Origin of the sequence: Pseudomonas marginalis, assembly GCF_900105325.1 — a bacterium.
Taxonomy (GTDB): domain Bacteria; phylum Pseudomonadota; class Gammaproteobacteria; order Pseudomonadales; family Pseudomonadaceae; genus Aquipseudomonas; species Aquipseudomonas marginalis.
Window position 1 is genome coordinate 511770 of sequence record NZ_FNSU01000001.1, and the last position, 14248, is coordinate 526017.

15 protein-coding genes are annotated in these 14248 nt (G+C 62.0%); 6 read left to right on the forward strand and 9 right to left on the reverse strand.

All coding sequences use genetic code 11. From position 1 onward, the window contains the following. Positions 1 to 34: 34 nt before the first annotated feature. Together BLW22_RS02535 and BLW22_RS02540 are read right to left on the reverse strand one after the other, a co-directional pair. Positions 35 to 976, reverse strand: a complete 942-nt coding sequence (locus BLW22_RS02535) for a FecR domain-containing protein (RefSeq protein ID WP_074843996.1) — start codon at positions 974 to 976, stop codon at positions 35 to 37. Further along, complete coding sequence (locus BLW22_RS02540; protein WP_065924325.1) at positions 973 to 1461, reverse strand: sigma-70 family RNA polymerase sigma factor; 489 nt, start codon at positions 1459 to 1461, stop codon at positions 973 to 975. The genes BLW22_RS02535 and BLW22_RS02540 overlap by 4 nt, the downstream gene beginning before the upstream one ends. A gap of 184 nt (positions 1462 to 1645) precedes the next feature. Between BLW22_RS02540 and BLW22_RS02545 the strand changes: the two genes are divergently transcribed. The 5 genes from BLW22_RS02545 to BLW22_RS02565 are packed head-to-tail and all read left to right on the forward strand — an operon-like array spanning position 1646 to position 5408. Beyond that, the gene (locus BLW22_RS02545; RefSeq protein ID WP_065924190.1) at positions 1646 to 1948 is read left to right on the forward strand and encodes a DUF3649 domain-containing protein; all 303 of its coding nucleotides are present in this window, start codon (positions 1646 to 1648) and stop codon (positions 1946 to 1948) included. Beyond that, positions 1945 to 3519 (forward strand): PepSY-associated TM helix domain-containing protein, encoded by a 1575-nt coding sequence (locus BLW22_RS02550; RefSeq protein WP_065924189.1) that lies wholly within the window; start codon positions 1945 to 1947, stop codon positions 3517 to 3519. The genes BLW22_RS02545 and BLW22_RS02550 overlap by 4 nt, the downstream gene beginning before the upstream one ends. Beyond that, positions 3520 to 3846 (forward strand): DUF3325 domain-containing protein, encoded by a 327-nt coding sequence (locus tag BLW22_RS02555; RefSeq protein ID WP_065924188.1) that lies wholly within the window; start codon positions 3520 to 3522, stop codon positions 3844 to 3846. Between the two features lie 9 nt (positions 3847 to 3855). Further along, positions 3856 to 4434: an RNA polymerase sigma factor gene (locus BLW22_RS02560; protein ID WP_027604674.1), complete on the forward strand. Its 579-nt coding sequence runs from the start codon at positions 3856 to 3858 to the stop codon at positions 4432 to 4434. Then, on the forward strand, positions 4431 to 5408 hold the full coding sequence (locus tag BLW22_RS02565; protein WP_065924186.1) for a FecR family protein: 978 nt from the start codon (positions 4431 to 4433) through the stop codon (positions 5406 to 5408). The genes BLW22_RS02560 and BLW22_RS02565 overlap by 4 nt, the downstream gene beginning before the upstream one ends. Here BLW22_RS02565 and BLW22_RS02570 read toward each other — a convergent pair whose 3' ends face one another. Together BLW22_RS02570 and yejK are read right to left on the reverse strand one after the other, a co-directional pair. After that, positions 5409 to 5759, reverse strand: a complete 351-nt coding sequence (locus BLW22_RS02570) for a glutaredoxin family protein (protein WP_065924185.1) — start codon at positions 5757 to 5759, stop codon at positions 5409 to 5411. Beyond that, positions 5759 to 6763, reverse strand: a complete 1005-nt coding sequence (gene yejK / locus BLW22_RS02575) for a nucleoid-associated protein YejK (RefSeq protein ID WP_012722392.1) — start codon at positions 6761 to 6763, stop codon at positions 5759 to 5761. The genes BLW22_RS02570 and yejK overlap by 1 nt, the downstream gene beginning before the upstream one ends. Positions 6764 to 7159: 396 nt before the next feature. On the opposite strand from yejK, the gene BLW22_RS02580 reads away from it, so the two are divergent. Further along, complete coding sequence (locus BLW22_RS02580) at positions 7160 to 7441, forward strand: HU family DNA-binding protein (RefSeq protein ID WP_003188840.1); 282 nt, start codon at positions 7160 to 7162, stop codon at positions 7439 to 7441. A 67-nt stretch (positions 7442 to 7508) separates the two neighbouring features. On the opposite strand, the gene rlmF is transcribed toward BLW22_RS02580, so the two are convergent. The 5 genes from rlmF to BLW22_RS02605 form a co-directional block, all read right to left on the reverse strand. Then, positions 7509 to 8525 (reverse strand): 23S rRNA (adenine(1618)-N(6))-methyltransferase RlmF, encoded by a 1017-nt coding sequence (rlmF, locus tag BLW22_RS02585; RefSeq protein WP_027604671.1) that lies wholly within the window; start codon positions 8523 to 8525, stop codon positions 7509 to 7511. Positions 8526 to 8673: 148 nt separating this feature from the next. Next, positions 8674 to 11520 carry a valine--tRNA ligase gene (locus BLW22_RS02590; protein WP_074843998.1) on the reverse strand — a complete coding sequence of 949 codons (2847 nt, stop codon included), beginning with the start codon at positions 11518 to 11520 and terminating at the stop codon, positions 8674 to 8676. A 149-nt stretch (positions 11521 to 11669) separates the two neighbouring features. Continuing rightward, positions 11670 to 12062 carry a DNA polymerase III subunit chi gene (locus tag BLW22_RS02595; RefSeq protein ID WP_065924183.1) on the reverse strand — a complete coding sequence of 131 codons (393 nt, stop codon included), beginning with the start codon at positions 12060 to 12062 and terminating at the stop codon, positions 11670 to 11672. 7 nt (positions 12063 to 12069) lie between these two features. Further along, positions 12070 to 12498, reverse strand: a complete 429-nt coding sequence (locus tag BLW22_RS02600) for a DNA polymerase III subunit chi (protein WP_074844000.1) — start codon at positions 12496 to 12498, stop codon at positions 12070 to 12072. A gap of 167 nt (positions 12499 to 12665) precedes the next feature. After that, positions 12666 to 14156: a leucyl aminopeptidase gene (locus BLW22_RS02605; protein ID WP_065924182.1), complete on the reverse strand. Its 1491-nt coding sequence runs from the start codon at positions 14154 to 14156 to the stop codon at positions 12666 to 12668. Positions 14157 to 14248 lie beyond the last annotated feature (92 nt).

Here is a 14248-nt window from a genome sequence, read left to right on the forward strand (position 1 = left end):
GTGCGGAAAACGGCTCACGGTGGCTGAAAATAATTTATGCACGTGCCTGGACGCTCACCCAATAGCGGGTAAAACGCCGCACCTTGACCGGCAGGCTGACCTCCAGCAGGTCGAGGATGCGTTCGCTGTCGTCCAGCGGGTAGCTGCCGGACAGCAGCAGGTTGGCGACTTGCGCATCGCAATTGAGCTGGCCACGGCGGTAGCGACCCAGTTCGGCGAGAAAGTCCTCCAGGCGCATATGCGCGGCCACCAGCATGCCGTCGGCCCAGGCGCCGCTGTTGGCGTCGGTAGGGCGCGGAGTGTCCCAGCCTTTACGGGTGAAATTGACCTGGCGCGCCGCTTCGACCGTCAGGGGCAGGCCGCTGTAGGTGTTGGGCATCACCTCGACGCGGCCGTCCAAGACCGCCAGTTGGGTGTGGTCGTTGAACTGGCGCACATTCAGGCGCGCCGCCTGGCTGCTGAGCAGGCCCTGGCCGGTCAACACCTGCAGCGGCGTGCTGCCGGCATTGCCGGTGAGCAGGATCTCGCCTTCGAGCAGGCGGATCAGCCGTTGCCGGCCGTCGAAGTGCACATCCACGGCGCTGCTGGTATTGAGCTGTAACTGGCTGCCGTCGGCCAGTTGCACCTTGCGCCGTTGGCCGACGGGGCTGCGGTAGTCGGCGCTCAACGGCGGCAGGATATGCTGCTGGCGCAGGCTCCAGGCGGCGGCTGAACCGGCGCTGAGGATCAGCAACAACTTCAGCGCCTGGCGCCGGCTGCTGGACTTAGGTGCGTTCAACGCCGCATGGACCAGGGGCGAGGGCATGCCGCGCAGGCGCTGGTTGACGCGCTGGATATGGTCCCAGGCGCGCTGATGTTCGCTATGGGCATTCAGCCATTGTTGCCAGGCCGCCTGCTGGCGTGGGTTGAGCGCGCCTTGCTGCATTTCCATCAGCCAGTGCACGGCCTGTTCGGCAACCTGGGTCGAGACATTCATAGGGCGAAATAGCAGCGCATGGCGGCTTTATTCAGGTGGCGTTTGACGGTGGCGATGGAGATGCCCAGTTCGGCGCCGATCTGCGCATACGTCAGGCCGTCGAGCTGGGCCAGCAGGAACGTGCGTTTGACCTGGGTGGGCAAGCCATCGAGCAACTGGTCCAGCTCCAGCAGGGTTTGCAGGATGATCGCGCGCTCTTCTTCTGATGGCGCTACCTGCTCAGGCATCTGCGCCAAGGCGTCGAGGTAGGCGCGTTCCAGGTCCTGGCGGCGGTAGAAGTTGAACAACACACGCTTGGCGACCGTGGTGAGGAACGCGCGGGGCTCGACCAGCGTCGGCGCCTCCCGTGCGGTCAGGACCCGGATGAAGGTGTCCTGTGCCAGGTCTGCAGCACTTTCCGGGCAGCCGAGCTTGCGTCGCAACCAGCCGGTGAGCCAGTGGTGATGGTCGTTGTAGAGCACTTCGACAGTGTTGGACGGCTGCAACGCGATCTCCCTTTTGTGCATGCCGGCAAAATCTAGGCATGCTTTAGAGAACAAGAATTGTTCGCATTGTAGGGCGCCGCCAACCGTTCGGCAATGCGTGAAGGCAGGTGTTTCATCCGTTCTGTTTTGCTTATGAGAATATTTATCATTAATATTGCGCGCTGATGAACCTGGCGCCTCCCGCATGAAAAGCAAAACCTCACTGCCTGCTTCCTATCGTCTCGCTGTCACATCGCGGGTGCTCGCCGCTGTGGTTGGCGGTTACCTGATGGCGTCCCTGGCCAGTATCTGCCTGGCACTGTGGATGCCTGTCTCCCGCGCCGATGCGGTGATCACCGGGATGATGAGTTCGTTCGTGTTCTACCTGTTGGCAGTGCTGTGGTGCTTCGCCTGCCGTACGGCATGGCGCGCGTGGTGCGGCGTGATGCTGCCGAGCGCGGCGTTCGCCACCTTGGCAGGCCTGGGCTTGTGGATGGCACGCACATGAAAGAGGGCTTTCGTCAGGCCATGGCCTGGTTGCATACCTGGGCCGGGCTGATCTTTGGCTGGCTGCTGTTTGCGATTTTCCTGACGGGCACCCTGGCCTATTTCAAGGATGAGATCAGTCACTGGATGCAGCCCGAAGTGCAGGCCCATCCCCTGGATGATGCGCGCAGCCTGAGTGTCGCCCAGGACTACCTGCAGAAGGTCGCACCCACGGCCGCACGCTGGTTCATCACCTTGCCGGATAGCCGCGACCCTGGCCTGTCAGTGATGTGGCAAGACAAAGTCGACCCCGGCAAACGCGGCAATTTCATTCAGAAAACCCTCGACCCCGTGAGCGGGCAGGCCGTAGAGGCCCGGGAAAGCATGGGCGGGGATTTCTTCTACCGCTTCCACTTCCAGCTGCAAATGCCTTACCCGTGGGGCCGCTGGCTGTCGACCATTGCAGCGATGGTGATGTTCGTGGCGTTGATCACGGGCATCATCACCCACAAGAAAATCTTCAAGGACTTCTTCACCTTCCGCCCCCGCAAAGGCCAGCGTTCCTGGCTCGACGGGCATAACGCGGTGGGTGTGCTGGTGCTGCCGTTTCACCTGATGATCACCTACAGCAGCCTGGTGATTTTCATGAGCATGGTGATGCCGGCGCCGATCGTGGCCTCCTATGGCAACGACACCCGGGCCTTCTTCAATGACGTGTTCCCCGCCACCAACAACGCGCCGGCGCTGGGCCAGCCAGGCCAATTGCTGTCATTGCTGCCGATGTACGAGCAGGCGAGGGCGCAGTGGGCGGGTGGGCATGTCGGGCGGCTGGCGGTGAACAACCCGAGTGATGTAAACGCTTCGGTGAACCTGTTCCGTGCCAGCTCCGACCGCGTGGTGCATGACTTCGGCAGTACCGTGTCGTTCAACGGCAACACGGGTGAGTTGTTGCGGGTCAGTGCTGAACAATCGCTGCCGGCGGCGATCGGCGGCAGCTTCTATGGCCTGCACATGGGCCATTTCGCCGGTCCGGTGCTGCGCTGGTTGTACTTTATCTGCGGCCTGGCGGGCACGGCGATGATCGGCACGGGACTGGTGATCTGGCTCGGCAAGCGGCAACTCAAACATGCAAAAAGCGGCGTGATGCCGTTTGAACTGCGGCTGGTGGAAGTGCTGAACATCGCCAGCATGTCCGGGCTGTTGATCGCCATTGCAGCCTTCTTCTGGGCCAACCGTTTATTGCCGGTGGGCTTTGCCGAGCGCTCCGATTGGGAAGTGCAGGCCTTCTTTATCGCCTGGGGCCTGAGCCTGTTGCACGCGATCCTGCGCCGGGGCCGCCAGGGTTGGGTTGAGCAATTGAGCTTCGCAGCACTGCTGTTTGCCGCAATCCCGTTGCTTAATGCCCTGACCACGTCGCAGCACTTGGGCGCTTCACTGGCGACGGGCGACTGGGCCATGGCGGGCTTCGACCTGACCTGCCTGGCCAGCGGTGTGTTCCTCGCCTGGGCAGCCTGGAAGATGCAGCACCGCAAGGCCCCGCAGCCCAAGACCGAACGGGCGCGGCCGCTGCAGCTCAAGCAGGAGGCGAACTGAATGCTCCTCGCGCTGCTGATGTGTTATGCCGGGTTTACCGCCTTGTGCCTGTCCACCGACCGTCACCACGGCGAACTGCTGCACAGCAGGCCATCACCTCGGCGGCGTATTGCTTTGCGCGTCATCGGTTGGCTGCTGCTGACCGTCTCGATCTGGCCCGCTGTGGCTGTCGCCGATTGGGGCCAGGGTCTGGTGGAGTGGTGCGCGGTGTTGATGCTCAGCGCCCTGTTGCTGGTGCTGTTGTTGCCGTATCGGCCAAGGCTGGCCTTGATCCTGGCAGGCGTCGGCCTGCTGGCCTGCCCTGTTGCCGCCTTCGCAACGTTCTGAGCCGCCGCCATGATGATCAGCACCCCACCCGATTCCCAGGACAGCCCCCAGGCTGACGCGGCGGGTGGGCGCGCGCATTTCCTGCAGGTGTTCTTGTCCCAGCGTTCGCAGATGGAAGCGTTGGTGAGCCGCCGTGTCGGGTGCCGCGCCACGGCGGCCGACCTGGTGCAGGACCTGTTCCTGCGGTTTTGGCGTCGGCCATTGGTGCAGGTCGAAGAACTCAGCACCTACCTGTTGCGCTGCGCCGGCAATATCGCCATCGACCACCTGCGCAGCGAAGGCGCGCGGGTGCGCAGCAGTGAAGGCTGGTTGCCGGAACAGCAGGATAACCAGGGCTCCGAACCCCAGGCGGCGCTCGAGGCGGGCAACGACCTGCGGCATGTCGAAGCCGCCCTGCGCAGCCTGCCGGAGCGCACCCGGCAGATCTTCCTGCTCAACCGCATTCACGGGCGCAAGTACGCGCAAATCGCCAAGGCCATGGGCCTGTCCCAAAGCGCCGTGGAAAAACATATGATGCGTGCCCTCGAAGCCTGCAAAGCCAGCCTTCGCGAACCATCGCCATCGCGCACGCCAGGGAAAGCACCGTGAATCCGACCCCCACACCTGACCAGGAACAAGCCGCACTGGCCTGGCTGAGCCTGTTGCACGACCAGCCCAGCAGTGGCGACCAGGCCACGTTCAGCCGCTGGCTAAGGGCAGATTCTGCGCACGTCGAAGCCTATGCCCAGGCCCAGGTGCTCTGGGAGTTGAGCGAAGTGCCGGCACGCCAACTGGCGGATGAAGACGCGCTGGCATTGCAGGGTTACCTCAATGCGATGAACACCCCGACGCGCTCGCGGGTGGTGCGCTGGTCCGGCGCATTAGCCATGGCGGCGTGCCTGGTGTTGATGGTGTCCATGGGCGCCGGTTGGCAGCCTTCGCGGTGGATCGATGACTTCGGCGCCGATTACGTGAGCGCACCGGGAGAAGTGAAGACCGTCACCCTGGCCGATCAATCCCGGGTCACGCTGGATGCGGACAGCGCCATTGCCGTGGACTTCAGCGACGGTGAGCGGCATATCCAATTGCGTCGCGGTGCAGGTTTTTTCAGCGTCACCCACACCGGCGAGTCCTTTGTGGTCGAGGCGGGCGGCGGCGAAGCGCGGGTGCTGGGGACGCAGTTCGAAGTGCGCCTGCAACCGGCGGGGGCCGAGGTGACGGTGTTGTCGGGACGGGTGGGCGTGACCGCGTCGAAACAGGGCCCGCAGCAAATTCTGACGGCGGGCCAGCAAGTGGCCTACGCCGATGGCAGCGCCGATCCCTTGCACGCGGTCGACAGCGAATCCCGCCTGGCCTGGCGGGATGGCTGGCTCAACTACTACAAGGCGCCGCTGGCGGAGGTGGTCAAGGACTTGGGGCGTTACTACCCTGGCCGCATCCTGCTGCTCAACGAAGAGATGGGTGCCAAGCGCGTCAGCGGCAGCTTCCCGAGCAAAGACCCGCAGGCGGTACTCAACGCCTTGCAAGCGGTATTGGGGTTCGAGCAGCACAGCCTGTTGGGGCGGGTAATCGTGGTGCGCTGATTATTTCAGCGCGGCCATGATCGCGTCAGGGTTGTAGTCGCGAATCAGCGTCCCGTTGACGTCCACAAACGGAATCCCGCCACCACCCAGCGCCTCATACGCCTTGCGCGCCTGGGCGTCCTTCTCGATATCGACGGCCTGGTACGGAATGCCCTTCTGGTCCAGGAAGCGGCGGATCTGCTTGCAGTAGCCGCACCACTCGGTGGCATACAGCACCACCCGCGCCGAGGCTCGCGTCTGCTCCGGGACCACCTGGGAGGGGTTGAACAGCCGCTCGATCTTGCCCCAGTTCTGGATAACCACCACCACCAGCAACACCAGCAGGACTTTCTTGAGGACCCCGCCGAGCATCAGTTGCGGCGCTTGAGCTGGTCGGTCAGTTGGGTCGGCAGGCCCTTGATGATCAAGGTGCCGGCGGCCTCGTCGTACTCGATCTTGTCGCCCAGCAAGTGTGCTTCAAAGCTGATGGACAAGCCCTCGGCGCGCCCGGTGAAGCGGCGGAACTGGTTGAGGGTGCGTTTATCCGCCGGGATTTCCGGCGACAGGCCGTAGTCCTTGTTGCGGATATGGTCGTAGAACGCCTTGGGCCGATCTTCATCGATCAAGCCCGACAGCTCTTCAAGGCCCATGGGCTCGCCGAGCTTGGCCTGGCTGCTGGCGTAATCGACCAGGGTCTTGGTTTTTTCGCGGGCGGATTCGTCCGGCAGGTCTTCGCTTTCGACGAAGTCGCTGAAGGCCTTGAGCAGGGTGCGCGTCTCGCCCGGGCCGTCGACGCCTTCCTGGCAGCCGATGAAGTCGCGGAAGTATTCCGAGACCTTCTTGCCGTTCTTGCCTTTGATAAACGAGATGTACTGCTTGGACTGCTTGTTGTTCTGCCACTCGGACACGTTGATACGCGCTGCCAGGTGCAACTGGCCCAGGTCCAGATGGCGCGACGGGGTGACGTCCAGCTCGTCGGTTACCGCCACGCCTTCGCTGTGGTGCAGCAGGGCGATGGCGAGGTAGTCGGTCATGCCTTGCTGGTAGTGGGCAAACAGCACGTGGCCGCCGGTGGAGAGGTTGGACTCTTCCATCAGTTTTTGCAGATGTTCGACGGCGGTGCGGCTGAACGTGGTGAAATCCTGGCCACCCTCGAAATATTCCTTCAACCAGCCGCTGAACGGGTGCGCGCCGGATTCGGCATGGAAGAAACCCCAGGCCTTGCCTTGTTTGGCGTTGTAGCTCTCGTTGAGATCGGCAAGCATGTTCTCGATGGCGGCCGACTCGGCAAGCTCGGAGTCGCGGGCGTGGAGAACTGCAGGTGTGCCGTCGGGTTTTTTGTCGATCAGGTGGACGATGCAATGACGGATCGGCATGGGCTTCTCGGCTGGTTGAAGGGGAGCGGTCGGCCTCCCCGAAAAGTCGCCCAGTGTACCGCACCCATTGGTCAAGACACGCGTCGAAGGGCATTTTGGGTGCTCTCGGACGAGGCATATGCCTTTTTTTCACGGTTTAGAGCGATAAAGCTGACCAAATGGGTAGGTAGAGGCGGATATTTCCCCGTCTCTGTGCTAGTTTTGCCCCGTCTTACGCCAAGTCTCGGCGATAAGCGTGCATTCAGCATCTGTCAGGTCGAACCAATCCCCGTTTCAAGCATCTATAACCCCGATCTCCGTGGTTATAGCCGGGGGTGCCAGGCCATGACGGTCGGGCTCGACGGCTGACACTGCACTCTGCAATCCATATGAATTTGATAGGGAAGGAACACCACAATGGCTATTACTAAAGACCAACTGATCGCTGACCTGGCTGAAGCAGTAGACGCACCGAAAACCACCGTGCGCGCTCTGCTGGACCAACTGAGCCAAGTTGTTGCTGACCAGCTGGAAAACGGCGGCGAAATCACTCTGCCAGGCGTTGGCAAACTGAAAGTGACCGAGCGTCCTGCCCGTACTGGCCGTAACCCTTCGACTGGCGCTGCCATCGAAATCGCTGCCAAGAAAGTTATCAAGCTGGTTGTGGCCAAAGGCCTGACCGACGCTGTTAACAAGTAAGACGCAGCAAAAAAAACCGTGCTCCGGAGCGATCCGGGCACGGTTTTTTGTTGCCTGGGATTTGTCTCTATCGCACCCAGCGCTGGCGCCAGATCTGCTGTTCGTTCTTGGTCTGGAAGGTCCAGGCCACGAAACGGCTCTGCTTCTGGCCCTGGGACATTTCCACCACCTGGCTTTCCAGCACGCCGGCTTTTTTCAGGGCGGTCTCGATCGCGGGCAAGTTTGACGCTTTTGACACCAGGGTGCTGAACCACAACACCTTGTGGGCAAAGTGCGCACTCTCGGCGATCAATTGCGTCACGAAGCGCGCTTCACCGCCTTCACACCACAACTCGGCCGATTGGCCTCCGAAGTTGAGCACCGGCAATTTGCGCTTGGGATCGGCCCGGCCCAGGGCGCGCCACTTGCGCTCGCTGCCCTTGGTGGCTTCGTCCATGGACGCATGGAACGGTGGGTTGCACATGGTCAGGTCAAAACGCTCACCCGGCTCCAGCAGGCCCAGCAGGATGTGCTTGGGGTTTTCCTGCTGGCGCAACTGGATGACCTTGCTCAGGTCGTTGGACTGCACGATGGCCTTGGCGGCGGCCACGGCGATAGGGTCGACCTCCGAGCCGAGGAAGTTCCAGCGGTACTCCATATAGCCAATCAGCGGGTAGACGCAGTTGGCGCCCATGCCGATGTCCAGCACCTTGACGATTGAACCGCGCGGGATCTTGCCCTCGTTGACACTGGCCAGCAGGTCGGCGAGGAAGTGCACGTAGTCGGCACGTCCCGGTACCGGCGGGCACAGGTAATCCGCCGGGATGTCCCAATGCTGGATGCCATAGAAGGCCTTGAGCAACGCCCGGTTGAACACCCGCACCGCGTCCGGGCTGGCGAAGTCGATGCTCTCTTTGCCATAGGGGTTGATGATCACGAATTGCGCCAGTTCCGGCGTGGTCTTGATCAACGCCTGGAAGTCGTAACGGCCTGTGTGGCGGTTGCGTGGGTGCAGGGTAGCCTCTTTGCGCGGCGCGACGGGTTTGGCCGTGGCTGCGGTCTTAGGCTTCTTGCGTGGAGGTTTGGGCGTAGTGGGGGCGGTCATGATGATTCTGGTGTTGGCTCAAAGTGGCGGCCATTGTCACACATTCCCGAGGATAACTCGGTCAAATGTGGGAGCAAGCCCCCTCCCACATTGACCGCAAGCACAAAAAAAGAGACCCGAAGGTCTCTTTTTTCACACGGATTGCCCCTTAGAGGCTGGAAATCCGCGCATGTTGCTCCGCCAGCTTGCCCAAAGCCTGTTCGGCCTCGGCCAGCTTGGCGCGTTCCTTATCGATCACTTCAGCCGGTGCCTTGTCGACGAATGCCGCGTTGGACAGCTTGCCGCCCACCCGCGCCACTTCACCTTGCAGGCGCAGGATTTCCTTGTCGAGACGGGCCAGTTCCGCGCCCTTGTCGATCAAGCCGGCCATCGGCACCAGCACTTCCATCTCGCCGACCAGCGCGGTCGCTGACAGTGGCGCTTCGGCGCCATCCGCCAATACGGTGATCGATTCCAGCTTCGCCAGCTTCTTGAGCAGCGCATCGTTCTCGGTGAGACGACGCTGGTCTTCGGCGCTGGCGTTCTTCACGAATACCGCCAGTGGCTTGCCCGGGCCGATGTTCATTTCGGCGCGGATGTTGCGCGTGCCGAGCATCAGGGTCTTGAGCCATTCGATGTCGCTTTCGGCCGCCTCATCGATACGTGCTTCGTTGGCCACCGGCCAAGGTTGCAGCATGATGGTCTTGCCGTCTTTGCCGGCCAGCGGCGCGAGGCGCTGCCAGATTTCTTCGGTGATGAACGGCATGAACGGATGCGCCAGGCGCAGGGCGACTTCGAGCACGCGTACCAGGGTGTGACGGGTGCCGCGCTGACGTTCGATCGGCGCGTTTTCGTCCCACAGCACGGGCTTGGACAGTTCCAGGTACCAGTCGCAATACTGGTTCCAGATAAACTCGTACAAGGCCTGTGCGGCCAGGTCGAAACGGAACTGGTCGAGTTGACGGGTCACTTCGGCCTCGGTGCGCTGCAGCTGCGAGATGATCCAGCGGTCGGCCAGGCTAAGTTCGATGGCCTCGCCGTTCTGGCCGCAGTCTTCGCCTTTGTCCAGCACGTAGCGCGCGGCGTTCCAGATCTTGTTGCAGAAGTTGCGATAGCCTTCGACGCGGCCCATGTCGAACTTGATGTCGCGACCGGTGGACGCCAGCGAGCAGAAGGTGAAGCGCAGCGCATCGGTGCCGTAGCTGGCAATGCCGTCGGCGAATTCGTCGCGGGTCTGCTTCTCGATCTTCTTCGCCAGTTTCGGCTGCATCAGCCCCGAGGTGCGTTTCTGCACCAGGGTTTCCAGGTCGATGCCGTCGATGATGTCCAGCGGGTCGAGGACGTTGCCCTTGGACTTGGACATCTTCTGGCCCTGGCCATCCCGCACCAGGCCGTGCACGTACACGGTCTTGAACGGTACCTGCGGCGTGCCGTCCTCGTTCTTCACCAAGTGCATGGTGAGCATGATCATCCGGGCAACCCAGAAGAAAATGATGTCGAAGCCGGTGACCAGCACGTCGGTGGAGTGGAATTTCTTCAGGAATTCGGTCTGCTGCGGCCAGCCCAGGGTGGAGAACGTCCACAGGCCCGAGCTGAACCAGGTGTCGAGTACGTCGTTGTCCTGTTGCAACGCCACGTCCGGGCCGAGATTGTGCTTGGCACGTACTTCGGCTTCGTCGCGGCCCACGTAGACCTTGCCCGACTCGTCGTACCAGGCCGGAATACGGTGGCCCCACCACAGCTGGCGGCTGATGCACCAATCCTGGATGTCGCGCATCCACGAGAAGTACATGTTTTCGTACTGCTTGGGCACGAACTGGATACGGCCGTCTTCCACGGCAGCAATCGCCGGCTCGGCCAGTGGCTTGGTGGACACGTACCACTGGTCGGTCAGCCACGGTTCGATCACGGTGCCGGAGCGGTCGCCCTTCGGCACTTTCAGGGCGTGGTCGTCGACGCTGACCAGCAGGCCTGCAGCGTCGAAGGCAGCAACGATCTGCTTGCGCGCTTCGAAACGGTCAAGGCCGGCGTATTCGGCCGGGATCTTGCCGTCGATGCTGTCGTTCAGCGTACCGTCCAGGTTGAACACCTGGCAGGCCGGCAGCACGGCGGCATTCTTGTCGAAGATATTCAACAACGGCAGGTTGTGGCGCTTGCCGACTTCGTAGTCGTTGAAATCGTGGGCCGGGGTGATTTTCACGCAGCCGGTGCCGAATTCAGGGTCGCAGTAATCGTCGGCGATGATCGGGATGCGGCGGCCTACCAGCGGCAACTCGACGAACTTGCCGATCAGTGCCTGGTAGCGCTCGTCGTTCGGGTTGACCGCGACGGCGGCGTCGCCAAGCATGGTTTCCGGACGGGTGGTGGCGACGATCAGGTAATCGTTGCCCTCAGCGGTCCTGGCGCCGTCGGCCAGCGGGTACTTGAGGTTCCACAGGAAACCTTTCTCGTCGTGGTTTTCCACTTCAAGGTCGGAAATCGCCGTGTGCAACTTGGTGTCCCAGTTGACCAGGCGCTTGCCGCGGTAGATCAGGCCGTCTTCATGCAGGCGCACGAAGGCTTCTTTCACCGATTCCGACAGGCCGTCATCCATGGTGAAGCGCTCGCGGCTCCAATCCACGGACGAGCCGAGGCGACGGATCTGACGGCTGATGTTGCCGCCGGACTGGTCTTTCCATTCCCAGATTTTTTCCAGGAATTTCTCGCGACCCAGATCGTGACGGTTCTGGCCAGTGGCTTCGAGTTGGCGCTCCACCAGCATCTGGGTGGCGATACCGGCGTGGTCGGTACCCGGCTGCCACAGGGTGTTGCGGCCCTGCATGCGGCGGAAACGGATCAACGCATCCATGATCGCATTGTTGAAGCCATGGCCCATGTGCAGGCTGCCAGTGACGTTCGGTGGCGGAATCATGATGGTGTAGGACTCGCCCGCGCCTTGCGGAGCGAAATAGTTCTCGGACTCCCAGGTGTTGTACCAGGAAGTTTCAATAGCGTGCGGCTGGTAGGTCTTATCCATGCGCGGCGGGACCCTAGTTGGCATATATTCAGGAAAGCCGGCAAGTATAACGGGGGATAGGGCGCAGGGCGAGGCGAAGGCGGGCTTAAGGTGCAGGCAATCAAATGTGGGAGGAGTTTGCCACCTCCCACAGGGGATCTATGGACGGTTTAAGACTGGTACTGGCTGAGCAGCCGCTCCATCCGCGCATCCATCCGGCGCTTGATCTCGGTTTCGATATGGGGGGCAAAGTCGTCGATCACGTCTTGCATGATCAATTGCGCAGCGGCACGCAGTTCGTTGTCCAGGTGCAGCAGCAGGGCGTCGGGGCCCTTTTCAGCCGCAGCAGGGGCAGCGTCCACCACAACGGGGGCTTCGACAACCGGTTCCGGGGCGACCTGCTTGCCGCCGACCATGTCGAACAACAGCGGAATCTGTACCTCGCCATCGGCCTGTTCGGTCAATAGCGGCGGTTGCAAGTCATCATCACCCAGCAACTGACGGATCGACTCGAGGTCGTCCAGCAGGTGGTCATCTTTTTTTGTCGGGTTGGGAGTGTCCATCATGTACTCAAAGTCGTTGTAGCCGGTGATCTTGCAAAGGATAGCCCTGTTCGCGGTAGAAACGGAAACTCTCCCGCGCGGCCTGACGAATAGCCGGATCTTCCACCACCACTTCCGCCACACGGGCGAAGGCCTTGGCAAAAGGCGGTACTTTCAGGTCCAGGTTGACCAGCAGGTCCTGGTGATTGCCGCAACTGTCCCCCAAACCCAGGACAACCGGGCCTTCGGGTTCTGATTCTGCGGGGCCGTGGGGCACGAAGCTTTCGCCCTTGAAACGCCACAGGCGGGCGTCGAGCTCGTCGCGTTGGGCGGCATCGCTGCAATGCAGGTAGATGCGGTGGCCCATGCGCCAGGCTTTTTCGGTGAGTTTGCAGGCGAAGTCCAGGCGCGCGAGCGGATCGGCGCTGGGCAATATATAGAAGTCGACTTGGGTCATTGCGGTTCCTGGGCTGCCGCGCCTGCCGCCGTCATAATGTAGGAGCGAGCTTGCTCGCGAAGAACCTGAGAACAATGCGTTCATCCAAGATGAACGCGTTATCGTTGACGCTCTTCGCGAGCAAGCTCGCTCCTACAGTTGACCGCGGCAGGCAGCTGGGCAGGTGTTTAGGCTTTGGCGCGGTCCAGCAGGTATTGGGTCAGCAATGGCACCGGACGGCCGGTGGCGCCCTTGTCCTTGCCGCCGCTGGTCCAGGCCGTGCCGGCGATGTCCAGGTGCGCCCAGTTGAAGTTCTTGGCGAAGCGCGACAGGAAACACGCAGCGGTGATGGTGCCGGCTTTCGGGCCGCCGATGTTGGCGATGTCGGCGAACGGGCTGTCCAGCTGTTCCTGGTACTCATCGAACAGCGGCAGTTGCCAGGCGCGGTCGTCGGCGGCCTTGCCGGCGCTGAGCAGCTGCTCGATCAACTCGTCGTTATTGCCCAGCAGGCCCGAGGTGTGGGAACCCAGGGCAACGATGCAGGCGCCGGTCAGGGTGGCGATGTCGATCACGGCCTGTGGCTTGAAGCGCTCGGCGTAGGTCAGGGCATCGCACAGCACCAGGCGGCCTTCGGCGTCGGTGTTGAGGATTTCCACGGTCTGGCCGCTGAGGGTGGTGACGATGTCGCCCGGACGGGCCGCGCCGCCGCTCGGCATGTTTTCGGCGCAGGCCAGAATGCACACCAGGTTGATCGGCAGCTTCAGTTCCAGCACGGCGCGCAGGGTACCGAACACGCTGGCGGCGCCGCCCATGTCGTACTTCATCTCGTCCATGCCCAGGCCCGGCTTGAGGCTGATGCCGCCGGTGTCGAAGGTGATGCCTTTACCCACCAGGGCGTAAGGCTTCTCGGACTTCTTGCCGCCGTTGTATTGCATCACGATCAGGCGTGGCGGTTGGTCGCTGCCCTGGCCCACGGCATAGAACGAGCCCATGCCCAGTTCCTTGATCTTCTTCTCATCCAGGACTTCGACTTTCAGGCCCTTGAACTCTTTACCCAATGCCTTGGCCTGTTCGCCCAGGTAGGTCGGGTGGCAGATGTTCGGCGGCAGGTTGCCCAGATCGCGGGTGAACGACATGCCATTGGCGATGGCCTGGGCGTGAGTCACGGCGCGCTCGACTTCAGCCTGGGCGGCCTTGATGGTCAGCAGGGTGATTTTCTTCAGGGCGCGGGGTTCGGTTTTCTGGCTCTTGAACTGATCAAAAATGTAGCCGCCGTCCACCAGGGTTTCGGCCAGCAGGCGGGTCTTGCCGTAGCTGTCACGGCCTTTTACGACGATTTCATCGAGTGCCAGTGCCGCATCGCTGCCGCCCAGGCCCTTGAGGGTGTTGAGGATGCCGCTGATGATCTTGCGGAACGGACGGTCGCCCAGTTCAGCGTCCTTGCCCACGCCCACCAGCAATACGCGGTCGGCTTTCAGGTTAGGCAGGCTTTGCAGCAGCAGGCTCTGGCCGACTTTGCCGGCCAGGTCGCCGCGCTTGAGAACCGCGCTGATCGCGCCGCCGCTGAGTTCGTCGAGCTGCCTGGCGGCTACGCCGAGCTTGCGGCCTTCGCCGATGGCGACCACGAGGGTGGCGGTTTTCAACGTTTCGGGGCTAACGCTTTTTACAACCAATTCCATTTTCGGGTCCCTTATATAAGGTCTGAGAGCCTGGCGTCTGTACGCAGGCTTTAAAGCGTGGCGGCTGTGTAAACCACCAGCGACAAAGGCCG